Source organism: Belliella calami (assembly GCF_022549695.1).
GTDB classification, from domain to species: Bacteria; Bacteroidota; Bacteroidia; order Cytophagales; family Cyclobacteriaceae; genus Belliella; species Belliella calami.
This window is the reverse complement of sequence record NZ_JAKZGS010000014.1, coordinates 19,467-39,896: the sequence shown is the minus strand read 5'-3', so window position 1 is coordinate 39,896 and position 20,430 is coordinate 19,467. Positions and strand designations below refer to the sequence as shown.

Here is a 20,430-nt window from a genome sequence, read left to right as displayed (position 1 = left end):
GTAGAAATTGTCAAATAATTGCTTCTTGTCAATCCTTTTTATTCAATTCTTTTGAAACAAATTCTTGCAATTTGGCTTGATAAGAATTCGCATCAGAGCTATACTCAGGAACTAGCGTTTTCTTCTCGGGAAAGCTCTCCATGTGCAAAGTCTGCGTAGGAAATGCAAAACGTACACCTAGTTGATTTGCCAAAGAGACGATAGAAATTAGCAACTCATGTCTCGATCTCAATTCCTCTGTCCAATTTGGCACTTCAAAAAAAACATAGAACATGATATCCTGACTATAAGCAGAAAGGTTGTTGAAATAGATGTTATAATAATCTTTTCTGGTATCAGGATGTGCTTCCACGATTTTTCTCAGACCCTGTACAAAAGCTTCTACAAGATGTGGTGGTGTATCATAAGTAATGGTCAGGGTAGTGTAAAATCTTCTATACTGCCTTAGTCCGTGGTTGTCTATTGTTGCATCAGCGATTTTCCCATTAGGAATATACATAACTGAATTCCTGAAAGTCCTGATTCTAGTAGATCTAAAACCTACCTCTTCGACAGTCCCATCCACATCTCCACTCGTGATCCAATCTCCAACCTGAAAAGGCTTATCGATAAAAATCATAATTGACCCAAAGAAATTCTTTATCGTATCTTGAGCGGCCAAAGCAAATGCCAAACCACCAATAGAAAGTCCTGTCAAAAACGGAACAATATCAACTTGCAGACCTTCTTTCAACACATACAGCGTACCTACTATCACCACAAATGCCTTGAGTGTTTTCCTCAATAATGGCACTAACTGGTCATCGAGAGTAGATTCTGTCCTTTCTGCGAGCATGGCAAAATACATAGAAACAATATCGACAATTTTGTAAAAGACAATTGTGACTACAAAAGGCTTTGCTGCATTGAGCAATAAGAGGATCCATGACACGATTTCGATAGGAAGCTGAAGAATCCTGATAAATATCGTAGTAAGGATGATGATCAGATAGATGCTTATCACCTTTGCTACTGGCAAAAGGTAGGTCTCGCCAATGTAGCCGTACCCAAACTTCTCAAGGGCATAGAGCAACCCCTTATCCAAAACTAATGTGATGACTTTATGCGAAAGGAACAAAAGCAAAATCAAGATGAATAGTCCTGCCAATTGCCAAAAATGAAGTCCCAAGTAGACTTCGTTGCCAAGTTTCGGAAGCGTATTCAGTAGCTTATCAGTCCCGTATGGGTAAGTTTCCTTGTGCAGACTTTGGATTTGATCTACTGTAAATGCACTAAACTTCCATTCACCGTTTTGCTTTTCAAGATATACACCTGGCAAAATCCTGGTATCGAAAAAATATCTCGACTGATTATTGTGTAATGAGTCTATGTAATTTGGGTCATTTGGGATTTCATTGATTCTCACATATACGCCATTTCCATCAAAAATCTGCTTTAGCTGTATAGCAAGTCTTTTTGATTCTTCCAATGACTGACCTGATGTCCTCAATACTTCGGCAGCAGTTTCCGGATCATAGTTGTCTTCCCGAAGGTTATAAAAAAATGTAAGCGTAGCGGAATAAGGAGAGTTGAGACTGTGAAGTTCTGCTAGGTCGACCGGGATATGGTTTTCATCCAATATTACTTGGGCAGAAAGTGTAGAAAAGAATGTAAAAGAAAGTAATAAGATTAAAGTAAAGCGCATTATTGTAAACATTTCGATTTTTTTCAGCCACAAAGGTACAAAACCTAAATTGGCAACCTGTATTCTACAAATTCATTTTCTGAAATAACATAAATCCTGTATTCATTTTGGCTACTTGAATACTTCACTTCGATCTGATTTTTGGTACTTATAGGAAGTGAATTCAAAAGTTCACCATTCAGACTAAACAGGTAGGTGAATTGCTGGATTGGGTCTATTACTACAAAAATATTTTTGTCAGACCCAAAGGAGAAAAACTGAAATTCCAATTCTTCAGAGAAGATGTTGTAAGAGAACAACTCTTCATATTCTGTATTCATAATAGTTATTTTATTGAATTCATGAACTACGAGAACGAACCTGTCTTCTTTTTGATCTTTGACCAAATAAAACTGACTTTCTTTATCAGGTCTCATCAACTGATTTCTATATCCCATTTCCCCCCTGAAATTGATATTCACAACTTCTCCGTCTTCTGTGACTGTCACTAACCTACTCGAAGAAGCACTTCCTCTTTGTACGATGATATAATCAGAATTTAGAGAGCCTCCTATTTTTATTGGAGAATCTAGCACTTTCTCCCCTCTTCTGTTAAAAAAATACAGATCGCCTTGCGTATTCAATGCCAACATTTGATCTCCAGCACCAGCTATTCTATGGTGAGCAGGTTTAACAACCAGATTGGATGAAATCACCTGTGGATCCCAACCCTCAAGTGCATCTCCATTCTTATTGATCAAATACAATTCTGCTTGGTCTGTACCTACGAAGAACCTATAATCTCTATTATTGTCATAATCCACCAAATTCAAATGTGTGATGTTTCTTCCCGCTATTTCCAAAGGGTAATTTGGTAAAATCCCCCCCAGCCGATCGATGATATATATCATTTTCTGGGTTGCAAAAAGCAACTGCAATTTTCCGTTTTTATAAAAATCAACCTGGAAAATATCTGAAATAATAACCCCATCCAATGCTTGGGAAAACACAATCTCTCCTTCACCTGTAAGTAAATGTACTTGATTGTTTTCATCTTGGACTACAAACTCAGCGCTTCTATCATTGAAATTCTGAATTGCCTTTGGTCCATAAATCAAATTATCTCGAAACCTCACTACTTTGTTTTCAGTCAATACAACACCACTAACCGCCTTAATGGGTCTTAAAGAATAAGAAAAATCAATGTTGGTTTTGTGAACATCTCCACCTTCTACCACTCCAATCGATAGTATATCAAGCGATTTTAGCTGTGGAGCATATTTCTGCAAAAACACTTTCCAATTTGGAGAGCTGATATTTTCCAAACCACTCCACATTCTTGGTACATTGATTACAAAATTAAATCCCGAGGTGCTGTCCAATGTCCCAGCAATACGCTTCTGCTGGAGACTTTTACCCCAGGTATTGTCAGCAGCTATATCATCCAGAAAAACCCTGAGTGATTTTATATTATTGGCAAACACAAGCATCCCGTCAAAACCTGTAATATAAGTCTCTGAAAAACCCCTGAATTTCCCATCAAACAGATGTGCTGGAAAATCTTCTGTAGCAATAACAAATATCTCCTTTCCTTGATAAACATCCAGCAATTCGGAAGAAGGGGCCTCATTTCCTACGCCATCGTTAAAATTTTTCAAAAGGCTAAGTTGGGCATCAAGTCCATCAGTCTGGATAAGCATGACCTTATCTTCTTCTTGATTTGCAGGAGTTTCAAAAATCATAAATGTCAAATCTCCAGTTAATTTCTTTAAAAAATCCTTTTGAATAAGGTTTTTTTCAATTTCCCCCGAAACAGTAGATTTTGCTTGAAAATCTTCATTTGTAAATGCTGCCAATTGCGCAGCACTTTCCAAATTATACCTGAACAAAACCGATGTTCGATTGGGTATGAAATTAGAAACTTCTTTTATCCCTCTGTTTCCTTTCGTAAAGTCTACTTCTAGGCCTTTTTGAAAAAATGTAGCTCCTTTCAAAGAAATTTTACCTTCAGAGAAATTCAATTCAAAATTGCCCGAAAGCCCATTTTTTGCAAATTGTGTCACCAAATTCAAATTCTCATTTCTACTAATCCCCGCGACTAGTTTGGATAAACCTGAACTCGCCAATCTAAATACACCAAGACCTTTTGCCATTGGCAATTTTTCAAATAACTCTTTATTGACAGATTTGAAATTTGGCTCAGAAGAATTTTGATAGAGCCTAATTGCCTCCTCAACCAAAAAAGAAGTATAACTAGCCACAATAATATTCTCTATTTTTGCATAAGTGAGATTCCTTTCCAAATTCACATTTTGCAACTCATATACTGGTATTTGGCTGTAACTTCGTCTAGTGATTTGTGATAAATCGGGAAGGTTTTTTTCGAGAGAGGAAATAAACTCTTGATCTGACCCATTTTTGAATGATAAGGTGAATAAAAAATCGAATTCATCTCTTCCCACTGCATGCAGAGAAGCCACAAACTGATTCCCCTTGAGGGAACGGTCTAGATTACCCGACCTTCCTACCAGACTGTCCAAAGAAACTAATTGGGATTCAGCATTTTTGACAGAGGGTAATTCAGTCAACCTGTTCCATATCGGCTGGCTAACCAATTGGTTCCAAGCCATAACAGGCTCTTGTGTCTCAAATACAAATATCGCATCCGGCGAAACTATTTCAAGTGCATTTTTTTCACCTTTCCAATAAGAGCTATGATAGAAAAAGTACCCTCCAACTAAAACGGAGACTACCAATAAAGAAACTAAGATTTGCTTTATAATTCGCACTGGTTTGGGGTGTTTTTATTTTTACTTTATCAAACGATACTTGAACTTGACTAATATCGAAGCCCTAATCAATTCAGAAGTAAATACGTAAGATTTTTCAAAAAGAACCGAAGGTGTCTCAAAACTTTCTGCAAAATTGAAAGATCTGCCTTATAAAATTACTGGTGGCAATTAAATTTCAATTCTTTATAAAACCTAAAAATCCCGATCAACAAACCGGGATTTTTAGGATAAGGTACTTTAAATATTATTTGCTTGACAATTTGTCTAAGACACTCATCACTTCTTTGACATGTCCTCTAGAAACTTCAAGAAGCTCTTTTTCATCGGCATTTAGATCCAATTCGATTACTTTTTCTACACCGTTTTTTCCTAAGATTACAGGTACTCCCAAGTAACAATCATCGATACCATATTCACCTTCCAACTTGATACAAACTGGGAATACTCTTCTTTGGTTTTTCAAAATCGCTTCTACCATCTGAGCAGCTGCAGATCCTGGCGCATACCAAGCTGAAGTACCCATCAACTTCACCAATTCACCACCACCGAATTTTGTCCTCTCGATGATCGCATCCAAAGTGTCTTTGGCGATCAATTCTGTAACAGGGATACCTGCAACAGTTGTGTATCTTGGAAGAGGAACCATCGTGTCACCATGTCCACCCATAAGGATCGCTTGGATTTCTTTTGGAGAAATATTCAACTCTTCTGCGATAAATGCTCTGTATCTAGCAGTATCCAAGATTCCAGCCATACCGATCACCTTTGCTCTTGGAAGCTTGGAAGTGATATGCGCTTGGTAAGTCATTACATCCAATGGATTGGAAACTACAATAATGATTGCATTTGGTGAGAATTTGATAACGTTCTCAGTTACTGATTTTACAATTCCTGCATTGGTTTCGATCAAATCATCTCTGGTCATTCCTGGTTTTCTGGGAAGACCCGAAGTGATCACAACCACATCAGAATCAGCTGTTTTAGAATAATCATTGGTACTTCCGACAGTTCTGCTGTCATACTGGTTGATTGGAGCTTTTTGCCAGATATCCAAAGCCTTGCCTTCGGCAACACCTTCTTTGATGTCTATCAATACAATTTCTTCGGCAATCTCTCTGTATGCCAATACGTCTGCACAAGTTGCCCCTACGTTACCAGCTCCAACTACGGTTACTTTAGCCATGATTTATATGTTTTTTATTAAGTTTTAATGATTTATTCAAAAGTTCCGCTAAGTTATTAAACAAAGACTGTTAATGAAAAAATAAACCATAACTTATCTAAATATTTTTGGTAAACAAGCATATATAGAATTTGGCTCAATTTCACTCTTCAAACATTTGCGCCAAATTGAAAAAGCCAAAGGAACTTTGATAGGATTTGAATAACTTTTGATTGTTTTGGTTATAAAACTCAGCCAAAGAAGTCATCATTTTGGCTTTGATTTTGGGATTGGTCTCGAAAATCTCCTGAATAGAAAAATGTGGGACAACCATAATTTCAGCTTCTTCCGAATCCACAATTGCTGTGTAGATTCTTTTTGTGTTTTCCATCAGAGAGTTTTCTCCAAAAGCCCCACCTTTGCCCACTTCCAAGATAGTTTCAAAACTATCCATAATATCGATAGTCAGGCGAACATTTCCTCTTCTCAATATATAAAGTGCTTGGCTCGGATCATTTCTGAAAAAAACAACTTCGTCTTTCACGTACTTTCTATTGTGGATAGCAGGAAGAAATTTGGCCATCTCTGAATTTTTCAGACGTTCAAAAAATTTGACTTCTGATAAAAACTCAAAAACCGCCATTTCTGTAGCTGTGAATGTTTTGGAGAATGGATTGATCATGACTTATCTTTTTTTGAAATATAATACTTTTTTGGTGTTGACATCGAATTTGAAATGCTCGCTGACCCTATAGCCAATCACCCATACAACCTCCCCTTTTGAACATAACACAGATACTGATTTTTTTTTGATCACTGGTACTTTCAAGTCAATCAAAAGGTCAGACACTTTCTTTTCATTATTCATGCCAAGTGGAACAAACCTATCTCCCAATTCCCAATTTCGAATCGTCAGCGGAAAATCCAGCTTATCGTAATCCAGCATGGCATTTTCAGAATTTTTATCGATTTCAAAAGGACCTTCCAATTGCAAAATATCATATTTCGAAAATTGGGTTTTCATGGAAATTGAAGTAGCCTCTATTGTAAATTCACTTTGTTCAAAATTGTTTTCTCCCAAGATGATCATTTCTCGGTCTACATTGACCATATATTTCCCGGAATAAAAAATCTTGCCTGAAATCCCACCTGAAATTGCTTCTATTATATCCACCACATCTGAATAGCTATACCCAAAATCTCGAAGCCAATAATAAAGCATGGAATTTTTCCCCGGAAGGGAATTCAATGAAGAAATATTTAAATATTGACACGCCCCTTCTTCTATAATATGTTGTGATTTCCAGGCAGCAAACAAATAAAAAAAAGCTTTTCCAGTATCTTTCAATCTCTGAAAACTATCATCAAGGGTCGTCAATGCATCAGGAAAACCTTGAAGTATATTTGGAATGACATCATTTCGCAAGAAATTTCTCTTATATACGTTCTTCTGATTGCTGCTATCTATCCTCCAATGAAGCTTATGATCCACCATGTATTTTTCAATCTCACTTCTCTTGAATGGCAGCATTGGTCTAATCAGATAATCCCGCTTTTCTGCCATTCCGTACACACCTTCTATTCCTGTACCGCGAAGCAGATTGAGCAAGATAGTTTCCAATTGATCTTCAAAATGATGTGCAACGATTACTCCAGTATATTGATTTTCCTTTACCAATTTGGCAAACCATTCGTAACGGAGATCTCTTGCTACCATTTGGATTGATTTTCCCCGAACTTCAAAATCTTCAGGATTTGCTTTGTTGACAAAAAGTGAAACATCCCAAAAATTCGCCATTTCCCTAACGAACAATTCGTCACCATCGCTTTCCTCATTTCTAAGTCCATAATTGAAATGTGCCAAAGAAAACTTCACCCCTGCCGCATGCAGCAAATGCCCCAAACAGACACTATCCACACCACCACTGATGGCTAATATATAATGTGCTTTTAAATCCAAAAGATTTTTTGTCCGTATATGTTGGATAAATCGATCAACCATAACCCAAAAATACCATTTTTGCTTAATTTTGTAGCCGAATACTAATCAAATGATCAAAAACAGCGCTTTTCTTTTCTTCTTTATTTTCACATTCTCACATTTCTCTATAGCTCAGGAAGATACCATGCTGGAAATCCAAAAGGCCGACCGACTCATTGGTAGCTCAGGGTTCCAACGATTGTTGGGAAATGCTGTTATGAGACATCAAAATTCACTGATCTACTGTGATTCCGCATATTTCTATGAAGAGGAGAACATGGCTAAGTTATTTGGAAATGTCCGAATAGAGGACCAAAAAGATCCCGTCACCACCACTAGCAGGTACGCTGAATATGATGGAAATACCAGAATTGCAAAATTGAGAACCAATGTGGTCTTTAAGAACGAATCAACAACTCTCTACACAGATTTCTTGGATTACAATAGAGAAACTGGTGTTGCAAACTATTTCAATGATGGAAAAGTCGTGGATAGCACCAATGTACTCACAAGTCTCAATGGAATCTATGAAACAACTATTGAGAAAATAACTTTTACGGAAGACGTAATCTTGGTAAACCCAGATTATACCCTTAAAACAAATTTTCTGATTTACCTCACAATTCCGAAAACAGCTGAAACAGTTGGCCTTACAAATATAGTGTCTGCTGAAGGAAACAAACTCAATGCACAAAAAGGGAGTTATTATGACACTGAAAACAAACTGTTTAGATTCTATGATGGAGAAGTAGAAACAGAAACATCATTGGTCTATGCACAAAATCTTTTTTATGATGAAAACCAACTTTATTATGAAGGACGGGGTGATGTCAGTGTGTACAACAAGGAAAGGGATATTGAGATATTTGGTGAAGAAGGAAAATATTGGGAAGATAGAAAATACAGTATAGTGTATGGAAACGCCTTAGTTCAAAAATACTTCGAGGCCGATACTATGTTTATGATTTCTGACACACTGATCTCACAAGATAGTGAACTGGAAACAGAGCGATTTTTGCAGGCATTTTATAATGTCAGAATGATCAAATCCGAACTTGCAGGAAGAGCTGATTCACTGACTTATATTTACTCTGACTCCACGATCCACCTTTACCAAGATCCTGTGATTTGGAACAACAAAAGTCAGATTACAGCTGACAGTATCAGCATCCTGATCGCCAACGAAGAATTGGATAAGGTTTTCCTAAACCATAAAGCCTTCAATGTATCCAAAGACACTTTGGGGAATTTCAATCAATTGAAGGGGAGAAAAATGATTGGGACATTTGAAGAAGGTGACATCAAAAGATTAGATGTAAATGGAAATGGAGAATCCCTTTACTTTGACCTCCTTAATGACAGTACGCTAAGAGGGGTAAATAAGAATATTTGTGCTAATATCATTATGTTTTTTAAGGAAGGGAATGTCAACAAGATCAATTATCTGATAAAACCCGAGGGAAAATTTACTCCACCCCATTTGCTGGAGGAAGAAGACCGACAATTGGAAGGGTTAGTTTGGAGAGAAGAGGAAAAACCCGACATGGAAATAATCTATGCATGGAGAAAACCTACTAGTAGAAAAAGATTTGAAGAAAATCTTTTCAACATTCCAGAAATAACAATCCCAACCCCTACAGATGAAGAAATACAAAAAGAAATCAAAAAAAGCATCAAATCAAGCAATAATTAATCATAATAGGCTTTTTGATTTTTCAAAACCCCTTGAAAACGTTTGATTATATAAAAAATTTCATTTAGGTTAACAAAATTTAACCGCCAAACCTTTTGAAGCTGAAACCATTTAGGTAATTTTATAGTATTACATAATGATCGCTTACCAAAAATTCATATCGCTTATTGATTTAAAAAATCTACATGAAATCTTTTCTACTGATATTTGCATGTTTGTTGTCGTTTCTTCCGATGGAAATGGACGCACAAGTACGTGTATTATCAGAGAACATTGAGTTTTCAGGTAAAATAGGCAATTCCCAGAGAAAGTCTCTCATCATCCAAAATGAAAGTGACCAAACAAAAGAATATAATTTGAAATTTTTAAGAGGAAACATTGGAACATCACAAAAAGTCAAGCTTTGCATTGGGGATGTCTGTTTTGATCCAAAAAAAGATCTTGCAAAAGTCAAATTGAAACTAAAACCGAATGAAATATTTACAGACTTGTATGTAGAATTCGACTATGGGATCGTGGAAACGAGGGGAAACTTTGAATTTCATTTTGTAAACCCAGAAAACAACCGTGATTTATTTGTGATAGATGCCATTTATAATGTCACCAATCCCAATGCCGTAGAAAATGAAGTGGATCACAAAGATATTTCTATAGGAAGTGTATACCCAAACCCAAGCAATCGAATCGCACAGATTGATTACAATTTCAAAAATCCAAGAGCTACAGCCAAAATAAGCATCAATAGTTTTATTGGCAATCCAGTAGCTGAATATAGACTCGATCCAAGACAAGAGACATTGGTGATGAATGTGGCAGACCTCCGTCCAGGAGTTTATTTTTACACATTATTCGTAGACAATAAAAATATAGTGACCAAGAAACTCGTTGTCGAACAATAAGCCTTATCACTTAGCAGTTCATACTAAGTTTGATACAAAGTAATATTCCATTATATTTGCACTCTGAAAATTATGAAAAAATCCCTCCAATATATTTTGCCTTTCCTTTTGTTGATTTTGATTTCGTCTTGTGGACAATTCTACAAGCTCGAAAAAAGTACTAATTGGGAAGAATTATACAATGCCGCCAATACTTACTACCAAGAGGAAGAATACAATAAAGCTATTATCCTTTATGACAAAGTATTACCTGTAATTCGAGGAAGTGAAAGAGCCGAAACAGCAGATTTCAACTATGCTTATTGCCATTTTAGAACCAAAAGATATATAGAGGCTGCAGGTTATTTCAACACATTCTATCAGACTTACAATAGAAGCCCAATGGCGGAAGAAGCAATGTTTATGAATGCTTATTCCCTTTATTTGGATTCCCCTGATTATAATCTAGACCAGAAAAGCAGTAGAGATGCCGTAAATGCTATTCAGCTTTTCATCAACAAATTCCCCGAGTCAGACTCTTATGAAAGAGCTATGGCGATGATTGACGATTTGCAGAAAAGATTTGAGGAGAAAGCCTACCAAGAATCCACCATGTACTTGAGGCTGACAGAAGGACTTTATCCTGGTGACTTCTACAAAGCTTGCATCATCAATTTCCAAAACTTTGCTAAAAACTACCCAGACAGCCAATACAATGAGGAACTTGCTTTCAGATTGGTAGAAGTAGCGTCTGCTTATGGAGAAAGAAGTGTATATCTCAAAAAAGAAGATAGACTCAAAGAGGCATTGGCATTTGCAGAACAATTCAAAAGAAAATATCCAAACAGTAAATATTTGGATAAAGTAAATGTTGAAGTACTGAAGACTACCAAAGAGTACGAAAACCATTTGGTATTGAAAAAAGATTATGAAGAAAGATTGGCGAAAGCCAAGCTTGAAGAAGACCAAAAAGCAGTTTCTCCAGAAGGAGAAAAAGTAATAACTATTCCAATCACAGAAAACAATAATTAATATATAATCATGGCAGTTAATCCATCTATCATTACTAGAGACTTAGAAAAAATTGCAGCGCCAACAGGCAATCTGTATGAGTCTATTCATGTTATCGGCCAGAGAGCAAAGCAAATTTCTTCTACAATGAAAGAAGAGTTGAACAGCAAACTTTCTGAATTTGCTTCTACAGTAGATAATCTTGAAGAAGTATTTGAAAACAAAGAGCAAATCGAAATATCAAAGTTCTATGAAAGAATGCCAAAGCCATCAACATTGGCCATGGAAGAATTCGTAGAGGGTAAAATCTACTCTCGTCATCCAGATCTTGATATCGAAGAATAATGAAATTAAAAGGTAAACGAATCCTCTTGGGTGTTACAGGCAGTATTGCAGCCTACAAAAGTGCCCATTTGACTCGTTTATTGGTAAAAGAAGGAGCAGAGGTACAAATCATCATGAGTACCTCTGCTCTTGATTTTATCACCCCATTGACTTTAGCTACCCTTTCCAAGAATCCTGTTCACCATAAGTTTCATTCTGAAAACGATGGTGTTTGGACTAACCACGTGGAGTTGGGACTTTGGGCGGATTTATTTTTAGTAGCCCCTATTTCCGCCAATACACTTGCCAAATTCGCAAATGGCATCAGTGACAACTTACTCACAGCAACTTACCTCTCAGCAAGATGCCCTGTCATGATCGCTCCAGCGATGGATCTTGACATGTATCAGCACCCTTCGGTTAGAGCAAATATAAAATCATTAATCAGTTACGGAAACAGAATCCTTGATGCTGAAGCAGGAGAATTAGCAAGTGGACTCTCTGGCCAAGGTAGATTAATGGAGCCAGAAACCATTCTTGAAAGGGTTGTTTCTCATTTTTCAATATCAAAATCATTTCAAGGAAAAAAGGTATTAATAACATCTGGTCCAACACAAGAAGCAATAGACCCCGTCCGTTTTATCAGCAACCATTCTAGTGGTAAAATGGGAGCTGCTTTAGCGGAAGCGTTTGCAAATCAGGGTGCAGACGTGCATGTTGTCCTGGGACATGGCGCTATCAGACCACATGGTAGCAATATTCATATCGTTCAAGTAAAAAGTACTTTGGAAATGTATGAAGCTGCCAAAGAGTATCATCATAAAATGGATATTTGTATTTTTGCTGCGGCTGTAGCGGACTATAGCCCGAAAAATATTGCGAAAGAAAAAATCAAAAAAGCAGGGGAGGGAATGACCATAGAGCTTGTCAAAAACATAGATATAGCTGGGACATTAGGCCAAGAAAAAAGTCCACATCAGATTCATGTTGGTTTTGCTTTGGAAACAGAAAATGAAGCTTTCCATGCAAAAGAAAAATTGATGAAGAAAAACTTTGACATGATTGTGTTAAACTCCATGAAAGAAGCTGGAGCTGGATTTCAATTGGATACAAACAAAGTTACTTTGTTTTCGAAAAACGGGAATGAACAAACCTCAGAAGTTCTGCCAAAAGCTCAAATTGCCCAGTTAATTTTACAGCAAATCAAACAACTTCCTGTAGAAATTTAATTATATTTTTATCGTTAACTTTAGATCAATAAAAGATCGATATGAGAAAAATCATTTCACTGACACTTCTTTACCTTTTGCCATTTTTTGGTATTGCACAAGAATTGAATTTTCAGGTAATCATCAATTCCGAAAGAGCACGTACGCAGGAAAAGGATGTTTTTGAGGACATGAAGACATCGTTTGAGCAATTTCTTAATGGGAGAAATTGGACGAATGATGAGTTCAGACCATTAGAAAGAATCAAAGGAAGTATGTTGATCACTATCAATGATATGCCTCAGGTTGGTTTTTACAATGCAACCGTCCAAGTTCAGGTAGTAAGACCAATCTATGGCACCAATTACGAAAGTATGATTTTTAACTTTATTGATAGAAGTTGGACATTCGAATTTCTTCAAAACCAACCGTTGGAATTCAATAGGTTTTCTTATCTCAACAACATCAGTTCCCTCCTAGCCTATTATGCTTATCTAGCATTGGGGACTGATTATGACAGCTTTACACTTCGAGGAGGTGATCCATATTTCGAAATCGCAAATGCAATCGTCAACAATGCCCAGCAATCCAACCGCCCTGGGTGGAACCAGAGTACAAACGAAAGAAGAAATCGCTATTGGTTGATTAATGATATTTATACCTCTTCAGTTTTCGCTCCTATTAGAGAAGCAAACTATCTATACCACCGCAAAGGAATGGATCTTCTAAACAAAGACCCTGAAGAAGCATTCAAAAATATGCTAGAAGCCATCAAAAAATTGGAAGAAGCAAATACAGCACAGCCTAACAGCATTTTTACTATCTCCTTTATCGATGCAAAAGGAGATGAAATAAGCAAAATATTCAAAAAAGCACCATTGGAAATCCGAACAGAGGCAGTAGAATTATTGTTGAAAGTAGATCCAACAAATTCCAGAAAATACAATGACCTGCTGAGAGGTTAAGATCATTTTGTTAGATTTGCATTCTTAAAACACACCAAATTCATGCTCAAAACCCTTAGCATCGCAAATTACGCTTTGATTCAATCACTAGAAATGGAACCGTGCGCTTCCCTGAATATGATCACAGGTGAGACAGGTGCCGGTAAATCTATTATGCTTGGAGCAGTGGGGCTTCTTCTCGGAAATAGGGCTGATACGAAAGCACTTTTTGATGAAGAAAAAAAATGCATTGTTGAAGGTGTTTTTGATATAAAAAATTACAAACTCAAAAGATTTTTCGAAGAGGAAGATTTGGATTTCGAAGAGGTCTGTATCATCCGCAGGGAAATTAGCCCAAATGGAAAGTCCCGGGCGTTTATCAATGATTCTCCTGTCAGGCTAGAAATCCTCAAAGAATTGGGAAAATCCCTGATGGATGTCCATTCACAGCATGACACACTCCAGTTGGGTGAAGGTGAATATCAACTAGATTTGATCGATGCTTTTACCAAAACACAAAGTGAGTTCAATGCATATTCCAGTGCATTTCAAGCTTATCAGAAAGCTAAGAAATCTTATGAAAAACTTAGTGAACAAGCATTGGATTTAAAAAAGGAAGCTGACTTCAATCAATTTCAGCTTCAAGAGCTCAGCTCACTATCACTCAAAGAAGGAGAGCAGGAAGAACTGGAAAGTGATCAGGAGATTCTCGAAAATGCCGAGGAAATAAAGAGCAAGATCCAAGAAATCCTCGTTCAACTCCAAGATGAGCAGTTTGGAGGATTGAATATCCTTGGACAGGCAAATACTGGAATTCAGCAATTGGGAAGGTTTGCCCATAAGTATGAATCTTTCAAAGAACGCTTTCAAAGTGTCTTGATAGAACTGAAAGACATTGCTGAAAGTCTTGAAGATGAAGATAGCAAAGTAGAAGTTGATTTCGAAAAATTGGAAACGACGAGGGAGCGCTTGAGCAAAATCTATCAACTCCAACAAAAACATGGCTTGGAATCGGTAGAAGATTTGATGGCTCTGGAAAAGGAATTGGCTGAAAAAGCATTTCAAATAGAAAACCTAGACGAGCAGTTGGAGGATTTGAAGATTGAAATGAATACAGCTTACAAAGCTTTGATAGAGAAAGGTGAGCTCCTAAGCAAAAAGAGGAAAGCTGGTTTTCAGGCCTTCTCAAAAGAACTTATTTCACTTTTGGTACAACTCGGAATGGAAAATGCCCAAGTTGAGTTTTTCCATCAATCAATCTCACCAAGCAAAAGAGGAATTGATCAATTAGACTTGCTCTTTTCGGCAAATAAAGGAGTAAAACCACAAGCCCTGAAACAAGTGGCTTCAGGAGGTGAATTTTCAAGATTAATCTTTGCCATCAAGTATATCATGGCAGACAAGATGGCTTTGCCAACTTTGATTTTTGATGAAATAGATACCGGAGTATCGGGTGAAGTTGCTTTGCAAATGGTCAGAATGATGCAGGAAATTGCAAAAAACCACCAAGTCATCTGTATCAGTCATTTGCCACAAGTAGCTGCAAAAGGAGATCAACATTATTTTGTCTATAAAGACAACAGCACAGACAGAACGATTTCAAAAATCCGTTTGCTGCAAAGCAATGACAGAATCACTGAGATTGCCAAAATGATCGCTGGATCCAACCCTTCCGAAAGCGCTTACGAAAGTGCACGGGAGTTGCTCAAAAATTAATAATAAGGCCTACTGATCAGTCTCTAGGCATCTATTCAGCTACATCACATCGATCATCTCGATTTTTTCCGTATTTTTACCCCTTCAAATTTGAACTAATAAACAAAAATATTATGCCTGAGAATCTACTAAAAGGAAAAGTCGGTATCATCACCGGTGCATTGGATGAAAATTCAATTGCTTGGAAGACAGCTATCAAAGCCCATGAACAAGGAGCGAAATTCGTATTGACCAACGCACCTATCGCCATGAGAATGGGAGCGATCAATGAATTGGCTCAGGAATGTGGGACGATTGTGATTCCTGCAGATGCTACTTCTTTGGAAGATATCGAAAAACTTTATACTGAGGCAAAGGAATATTTAGGTGGAAACTTTGACTTTTTGCTTCACTCTATTGGTATGTCACCAAACATCAGAAAAGGCAGGTCTTATGGCGACCTAAACTATGATTGGGCAAACAAATCTTATGATGTTTCTGCTATTTCTTTCCACAAGATGATGCAGGTATCTGAGAAAATGGATGTAATGAACGAATGGGGATCCATCATGGGTCTTTCTTACATCGCCGCTCAGAGAGTGTATCCTTTCTACACAGATATGGCAGATGCCAAAGCACTTTTGGAAAGCATCGCCAGAGGATACGGTTATAGATATGGTAAATTGAAAAAAGTAAGAGTCAATACCATTTCCCAATCACCTACAAAAACAACTGCTGGAACAGGTATAGGCGGATTTGATACTTTCTACAACTTCGCAGATAAGATGTCTCCACTAGGGAATGCATCAGCAGAGGCTTGTGCGGAATACATTATCACTATGTTCTCAGACTTTACCAGATACGTGACCATGCAGAACCTATTCCACGACGGAGGATACTCTACGACAGGAATTTCTGAGGAATTGATGGAAGGGTTGTCAGGAGAGTGAGGTGGAACCGTTAAAAGGTTCGAAGGTTTGGAAAGTTAAAAAGTTCGCATGCGCAAGATTGTCCCGAAAATCGCGATTAAAGGAACTTGTCTGCCGTGGCGGATTGAAATATTAGAAGATTAGTCCCGATAGTCAGTGGGGGTTAGAATTGGAAGGTTTTAAAGTTGGAAAGTAAAAAGGCTGCGTGAAATTAGTCGAGATTGCGATAAGTACCTGAAATGAAAACCTATCAGAAAAGTCAAATCCCTACACTTTGGAAAAGTCCTTACAATTGGATTTCAATTCACACTTATTCCAAATATTTCGCCGATGGCATATTTCTAACATATATTGCAAAGCATATATCATTAAAGTAACATGAAAAATACGTTATTAGCATTGTTATCTGCCACCATGTTATTCTCATGTGGTGGTGAAAATAAGCAAGAAAACACCGAAGTTCCAGTCGAAGCAGAATCGGAAGAGCTTTCGAATTTGGAAAAAGAACATTTGCTCGAACGGGCAAGCTATGCTGACAGTGTAAATGCCGGCTTGACAGAAGACACCTTCAAAGGAAGTGCACGAAGGGAAGCATCTGGTTCTTTTGGTGATGCTACAGTTACAGTCAATTATGGTTCTCCTGGAAAAAGAGGCCGTGTGATCTGGAATGGGCTGGTTTCTTATGATCAAGTATGGGTGAGTGGGTCCCATTGGGCTACAGCAGTGACATTTTCAGAAGATGTAGTCATCAATGAAGTAGAAGTTGCTGAAGGAATGTATGGATTCTTTACCATACCAGGCAGAGAAGAATGGACCTTAATCTTGAACAAGAATTATGACCAACACCTTGCTGATGCCTACGAGGAATCAGAAGATGTGGTTAGAATAAATGTAAAGCCAGTCGAACTTGAACAGGAAATACAGAGATTGACTTATGGGGTAGAAAAAGTTTCAGATACTGAAGGAGCTATCTCCCTCAGTTGGGATCAAGTAAAAGTTAGCATGCCATTCAGTATCAAATAAATCAGAAAGCTGTCCGAAAGGGCAGCTTTTATTTTTTGGAGTAAAATCTTTATAAATCATTTCTATTTAGAACTAGGGGCGTAGCCCATATATCTTCGTAGATAATTTGAATTCAGGCGAAACAAGGGGCGTAGCCCTTTAATCTATTTTTTGCTAAAGAATTGTTCTATGATAGACCAAAAAGATGTCAGGGCTACGCCCCTTCAATGAATAAATTTTATTTGTTTTCCTACGAAGATTGCAGGGCTAAAGCCCCTTTTGGGTAGCTTTTTTTATTTGGAGAAATAATTGTAAAATTCATTATAGAAAATTTATCTAAACCCTCAAAAATTCATTATCTCTTTAAATACTTGATCTAATATCTTTACTCTAGTCATAATGAAATCGGCATTTTGCAATTAAAATTTCTCCTTCTCTATATTGGTAAATAAGCCTATGTTCGCTGTCAATACGCCTTGACCAAAATCCTGCATATTTAAGTTTCAAAGGCTCTGGCTTTCCAATTCCATCAAAAGGGTTTCGCGCAATATCTTTTAAAAGTTCATTTATCTTTTTGAGCTTATTCTTATCGGTTTTTTGCCAATACAAATAATCTTCCCAAGACTCATCTACAAAAATATACTTCATTTAATTTCAATTAAGTCATTACTAAAAGCATCTCCTTTCTTTAGTTTGTCAATTGCAGCGTTTAATCTTAGTTCATTTTTTCGAGAAGATAGTTCGTGATTTGTGGCCATAAGAGAATTGTATTCTTGCAGAGACATGACTACAATTCCAGAATCTTTACCACGATTTATAATCAAAGTTTCAAAGTTTTTTGCAACTCTATCCAAGTATGTCTTAATATCTTTTCTAAACTCTGAGACAGTTGTAATTTGCATAATATTGTATTTTATTAGGTACAAATATATGTACATAATATGATTCTTGCAATTTTCCCCTTGTTATATCCACCTATAAAACAACTCTTTGGAGTAACACAAGCTCTTTGAGAGGTTAGGTTGGTTGCGGATTTTGATGTTCCAAATTTCCAGATTCAAGCAAAATCAAGAACTATATATTGCAATTAAAACTCCACCCCATAAAGCACCAATCCATTGGCAGGAACTTTTCCACTCAAAGGACTTGTCTCATGGCTTTTTAAGGCTTCTTGAATGTCTGCTTTGGTGATGATTCCTTTTCCCATTTCCAGTAAACTCCCCATCATCAGTCTAACTTGGTGCATCAGAAAACCTTTTCCTTTTACCCTGTAGCAATATCTTTTTAAACTTGACCCATCAGCCAGCAACAAGTTATCTTCCAAAATCTCTGACTCAAAAATCTGTCTGCGATAGTTGTCAGATTGCTTTTGCTTGGCACAGAATCTTCGGAAATCATGCTCACCAACAAAAATATCAGCAGTTGCTTTCATCGAATCAATATCCAGTCCCCCGGTGAAGTATGTCAAATTCCCTGCTGCAAAAGGGTGAAACTTCTCTCCTTTCACAAAATAATATCTGTATTCTTTAGCTGCCACATCTTGGATGATATTGAAATCTAAGGACACCCGCTTTCCATCCAAAAGCCTGATGTCATCGGGTAAGTTTTCATTCACTTGTTGGATAAAAAAGGCCAGTTCGATATCTGCGGTATTGAACAATTCAAAAGCTCCTCGATGACAGGATACACCTGAGTCTGTCCTACCTGCACTTAGAATAGTAAAATCTTCATGACCCAAAACATACCTAACCACCTTTTCCAGCTTCCCTTGTATCGTCTTCAATCCAGGTTGTTTCTGCCATCCATGATAGCGAAGACCGAGGTATTGGATATAAAATAGGTAAGTGAAGGGTTTGTTTTGCATGGAGATTGAATTGACATCGAAAATACGGAAACCAAAAGCCAAAACTCAGAATATATAAAGATTTGTTCCATTAAGAAAAAGGAATGTCAATACCGAAGATTTCATTTATCAGCCCTTTCTATCAAACTAATCCTTACAAACCCCAATTCATCATCTATATTCTTAAATACCCATAAGCTACCATCCTTGACAAAATATTTCACACGTTCAGAAACCAATTCAGGCACGAGCATCTCGCGGATCAATTGAAGGTCTTCATCAAAGATACTAAGAACAACATTGCTTTTTAAGATGTCTGAAAGCAAGGCTCCTTCTTTACGGGTATCGGCGAATTGCATATAGCTTGAAAGTCTGTAATACCGCTTATTCAATTCATCCCACACCAAAACACCAAATTTTGCCTGCTCTAAATAGGCTTGATATGATTGCTGAAGCTCATTAAAGTGTGATAAATTCTGATCCTTTTCCTGCGTCACAACTTTACTGGGAGTAATGGCTGATTGATAGAAAATGGACTGTAAACTATCAGCATCAGGATGATATACATGGATTTCATTGGAAAATTCATGCGTAACAAAAACCTTTTCATTTTCAGCGAAAACAAAAACCAAAGGATCCAACATCGTAAAATTTGCTGGATCTGTAATCTTTAAAGTGAATGTTTTGTAATTTTTGTTTGGGTCTACATCAAAATCAGAAGTCAATCCAAATTTTGTATTAAGTAATTTTAATGAAATTGTTTCATCAGGCCGTTTTTTCACCAAACTAAATAACAGATGATCAAAAGTTGGAATATGAGTTTGTCCCCAATGAGTCTCCTTATCAGAAATCGCATCTTTCCAATCGAACTTATTTATCAAATCCCCTTCATCTAATCCGAACAATCCAGACTTCGAATTATCTGACAAGAAAACAGATTCTGAATTGACTATTTTGATATTGCCTACATAGGAGGGAATACCATTTGGCCCTTCCTTTTCAAAAAACACTTTTTCAACAAGCTCTAGTGAATTCAAATCTATTTTTTCAATACTGTGATCAAAACGATTGAAATTATATAAGATTTCCTCATTTGGGTTGTAATCAGAAATACCCAAACCCCGTTCAAGGTATAGAATATTGCTCTTGGAATCTATCAGAACAGTATCGACTTCGTATATAAAGGAAATTTCTGAAGATTTTTCCTTCTTTTTTCCGCAGGCTAAAGTGAAGATAATGAGGGAAATTACAACCAAACTCTTACTATTCATATTTTTTATTTTTAATGTCGAAAATGAAATCCAT

The 20,430-nt window shown here is 37.0% G+C and carries 18 protein-coding genes; 9 read left to right on the top strand and 9 right to left on the bottom strand.

Going from position 1 to position 20,430, the window contains the following annotated elements; genetic code table 11:
* Positions 1 to 28: 28 nt before the first annotated feature.
* The 5 genes from MM236_RS14870 to tilS form a co-directional block, all read right to left on the bottom strand.
* Entirely contained in the window at positions 29 to 1,684 is a 1,656-nt protein-coding gene (locus MM236_RS14870) for a mechanosensitive ion channel family protein (protein WP_241275779.1), read from the bottom strand.
* Positions 1,685 to 1,728: 44 nt separating this feature from the next.
* On the bottom strand, positions 1,729 to 4,452 hold the full coding sequence (locus MM236_RS14865) for a hypothetical protein (protein WP_241275778.1): 2,724 nt from the start codon (positions 4,450 to 4,452) through the stop codon (positions 1,729 to 1,731).
* A gap of 247 nt (positions 4,453 to 4,699) precedes the next feature.
* On the bottom strand, positions 4,700 to 5,638 hold the full coding sequence (gene mdh / locus MM236_RS14860) for a malate dehydrogenase (RefSeq protein WP_241275777.1): 939 nt from the start codon (positions 5,636 to 5,638) through the stop codon (positions 4,700 to 4,702).
* A 142-nt stretch (positions 5,639 to 5,780) separates the two neighbouring features.
* Complete coding sequence (locus MM236_RS14855) at positions 5,781 to 6,299, bottom strand: Crp/Fnr family transcriptional regulator (RefSeq protein ID WP_241275776.1); 519 nt, start codon at positions 6,297 to 6,299, stop codon at positions 5,781 to 5,783.
* A 3-nt stretch (positions 6,300 to 6,302) separates the two neighbouring features.
* The gene (gene tilS / locus MM236_RS14850) at positions 6,303 to 7,577 is read right to left on the bottom strand and encodes a tRNA lysidine(34) synthetase TilS (protein ID WP_241275775.1); all 1,275 of its coding nucleotides are present in this window, start codon (positions 7,575 to 7,577) and stop codon (positions 6,303 to 6,305) included.
* Positions 7,578 to 7,668: 91 nt separating this feature from the next.
* Here tilS and MM236_RS14845 point away from each other — a divergent pair, with 91 nt between their 5' ends.
* The 9 genes from MM236_RS14845 to MM236_RS14805 all read left to right on the top strand — a co-directional run bounded on the left by MM236_RS14845 (position 7,669) and on the right by MM236_RS14805 (position 17,303).
* The gene (locus tag MM236_RS14845; protein ID WP_241275774.1) at positions 7,669 to 9,291 is read left to right on the top strand and encodes an OstA-like protein; all 1,623 of its coding nucleotides are present in this window, start codon (positions 7,669 to 7,671) and stop codon (positions 9,289 to 9,291) included.
* 185 nt (positions 9,292 to 9,476) lie between these two features.
* Positions 9,477 to 10,190 (top strand): T9SS type A sorting domain-containing protein, encoded by a 714-nt coding sequence (locus MM236_RS14840; RefSeq protein ID WP_241275773.1) that lies wholly within the window; start codon positions 9,477 to 9,479, stop codon positions 10,188 to 10,190.
* Between the two features lie 72 nt (positions 10,191 to 10,262).
* Positions 10,263 to 11,201: an outer membrane protein assembly factor BamD gene (locus tag MM236_RS14835; RefSeq protein WP_241275772.1), complete on the top strand. Its 939-nt coding sequence runs from the start codon at positions 10,263 to 10,265 to the stop codon at positions 11,199 to 11,201.
* A 9-nt stretch (positions 11,202 to 11,210) separates the two neighbouring features.
* Positions 11,211 to 11,525, top strand: coding sequence for a DNA-directed RNA polymerase subunit omega (locus tag MM236_RS14830; RefSeq protein ID WP_241275771.1), 315 nt, complete (start codon positions 11,211 to 11,213; stop codon positions 11,523 to 11,525).
* Complete coding sequence (coaBC, locus tag MM236_RS14825) at positions 11,525 to 12,733, top strand: bifunctional phosphopantothenoylcysteine decarboxylase/phosphopantothenate--cysteine ligase CoaBC (protein WP_241275770.1); 1,209 nt, start codon at positions 11,525 to 11,527, stop codon at positions 12,731 to 12,733. The genes MM236_RS14830 and coaBC overlap by 1 nt, the downstream gene beginning before the upstream one ends.
* Positions 12,734 to 12,774: 41 nt before the next feature.
* The gene (gene porD / locus MM236_RS14820) at positions 12,775 to 13,677 is read left to right on the top strand and encodes a type IX secretion system protein PorD (protein ID WP_241275769.1); all 903 of its coding nucleotides are present in this window, start codon (positions 12,775 to 12,777) and stop codon (positions 13,675 to 13,677) included.
* 42 nt (positions 13,678 to 13,719) lie between these two features.
* On the top strand, positions 13,720 to 15,372 hold the full coding sequence (gene recN / locus MM236_RS14815; protein ID WP_241275768.1) for a DNA repair protein RecN: 1,653 nt from the start codon (positions 13,720 to 13,722) through the stop codon (positions 15,370 to 15,372).
* A 113-nt stretch (positions 15,373 to 15,485) separates the two neighbouring features.
* The gene (locus MM236_RS14810; protein ID WP_241275767.1) at positions 15,486 to 16,301 is read left to right on the top strand and encodes an enoyl-ACP reductase FabI; all 816 of its coding nucleotides are present in this window, start codon (positions 15,486 to 15,488) and stop codon (positions 16,299 to 16,301) included.
* Between the two features lie 357 nt (positions 16,302 to 16,658).
* The gene (locus MM236_RS14805) at positions 16,659 to 17,303 is read left to right on the top strand and encodes a DUF2911 domain-containing protein (RefSeq protein WP_241275766.1); all 645 of its coding nucleotides are present in this window, start codon (positions 16,659 to 16,661) and stop codon (positions 17,301 to 17,303) included.
* A gap of 369 nt (positions 17,304 to 17,672) precedes the next feature.
* Here MM236_RS14805 and MM236_RS14800 read toward each other — a convergent pair whose 3' ends face one another.
* The 4 genes from MM236_RS14800 to MM236_RS14785 all read right to left on the bottom strand — a co-directional run bounded on the left by MM236_RS14800 (position 17,673) and on the right by MM236_RS14785 (position 20,396).
* The gene (locus MM236_RS14800; RefSeq protein ID WP_241275765.1) at positions 17,673 to 17,930 is read right to left on the bottom strand and encodes a Txe/YoeB family addiction module toxin; all 258 of its coding nucleotides are present in this window, start codon (positions 17,928 to 17,930) and stop codon (positions 17,673 to 17,675) included.
* Positions 17,927 to 18,184 (bottom strand): type II toxin-antitoxin system Phd/YefM family antitoxin, encoded by a 258-nt coding sequence (locus tag MM236_RS14795; RefSeq protein WP_241275764.1) that lies wholly within the window; start codon positions 18,182 to 18,184, stop codon positions 17,927 to 17,929. The genes MM236_RS14800 and MM236_RS14795 overlap by 4 nt, the downstream gene beginning before the upstream one ends.
* A 185-nt stretch (positions 18,185 to 18,369) precedes the next feature.
* The gene (truA, locus tag MM236_RS14790; protein WP_241275763.1) at positions 18,370 to 19,146 is read right to left on the bottom strand and encodes a tRNA pseudouridine(38-40) synthase TruA; all 777 of its coding nucleotides are present in this window, start codon (positions 19,144 to 19,146) and stop codon (positions 18,370 to 18,372) included.
* A 101-nt stretch (positions 19,147 to 19,247) separates the two neighbouring features.
* Positions 19,248 to 20,396 (bottom strand): DUF4221 family protein, encoded by a 1,149-nt coding sequence (locus MM236_RS14785; RefSeq protein ID WP_241275762.1) that lies wholly within the window; start codon positions 20,394 to 20,396, stop codon positions 19,248 to 19,250.
* Positions 20,397 to 20,430: the final 34 nt, after the last annotated feature.

Coding starts and splice junctions, on each gene's coding strand:
- MM236_RS14870 (WP_241275779.1), bottom strand. CDS start 1,684: ATGCGCTTTACTTTAATCTTATTACTTTCTTTTACATTCTTTTCTACA.
- mdh (WP_241275777.1), bottom strand. CDS start 5,638: ATGGCTAAAGTAACCGTAGTTGGAGCTGGTAACGTAGGGGCAACTTGT.
- MM236_RS14855 (WP_241275776.1), bottom strand. CDS start 6,299: ATGATCAATCCATTCTCCAAAACATTCACAGCTACAGAAATGGCGGTT.
- MM236_RS14845 (WP_241275774.1), top strand. CDS start 7,669: ATGATCAAAAACAGCGCTTTTCTTTTCTTCTTTATTTTCACATTCTCA.
- MM236_RS14840 (WP_241275773.1), top strand. CDS start 9,477: ATGAAATCTTTTCTACTGATATTTGCATGTTTGTTGTCGTTTCTTCCG.
- MM236_RS14835 (WP_241275772.1), top strand. CDS start 10,263: ATGAAAAAATCCCTCCAATATATTTTGCCTTTCCTTTTGTTGATTTTG.
- MM236_RS14830 (WP_241275771.1), top strand. CDS start 11,211: ATGGCAGTTAATCCATCTATCATTACTAGAGACTTAGAAAAAATTGCA.
- coaBC (WP_241275770.1), top strand. CDS start 11,525: ATGAAATTAAAAGGTAAACGAATCCTCTTGGGTGTTACAGGCAGTATT.
- porD (WP_241275769.1), top strand. CDS start 12,775: ATGAGAAAAATCATTTCACTGACACTTCTTTACCTTTTGCCATTTTTT.
- recN (WP_241275768.1), top strand. CDS start 13,720: ATGCTCAAAACCCTTAGCATCGCAAATTACGCTTTGATTCAATCACTA.
- MM236_RS14810 (WP_241275767.1), top strand. CDS start 15,486: ATGCCTGAGAATCTACTAAAAGGAAAAGTCGGTATCATCACCGGTGCA.
- MM236_RS14805 (WP_241275766.1), top strand. CDS start 16,659: ATGAAAAATACGTTATTAGCATTGTTATCTGCCACCATGTTATTCTCA.
- MM236_RS14800 (WP_241275765.1), bottom strand. CDS start 17,930: ATGAAGTATATTTTTGTAGATGAGTCTTGGGAAGATTATTTGTATTGG.
- MM236_RS14795 (WP_241275764.1), bottom strand. CDS start 18,184: ATGCAAATTACAACTGTCTCAGAGTTTAGAAAAGATATTAAGACATAC.
- truA (WP_241275763.1), bottom strand. CDS start 19,146: ATGCAAAACAAACCCTTCACTTACCTATTTTATATCCAATACCTCGGT.
- MM236_RS14785 (WP_241275762.1), bottom strand. CDS start 20,396: ATGAATAGTAAGAGTTTGGTTGTAATTTCCCTCATTATCTTCACTTTA.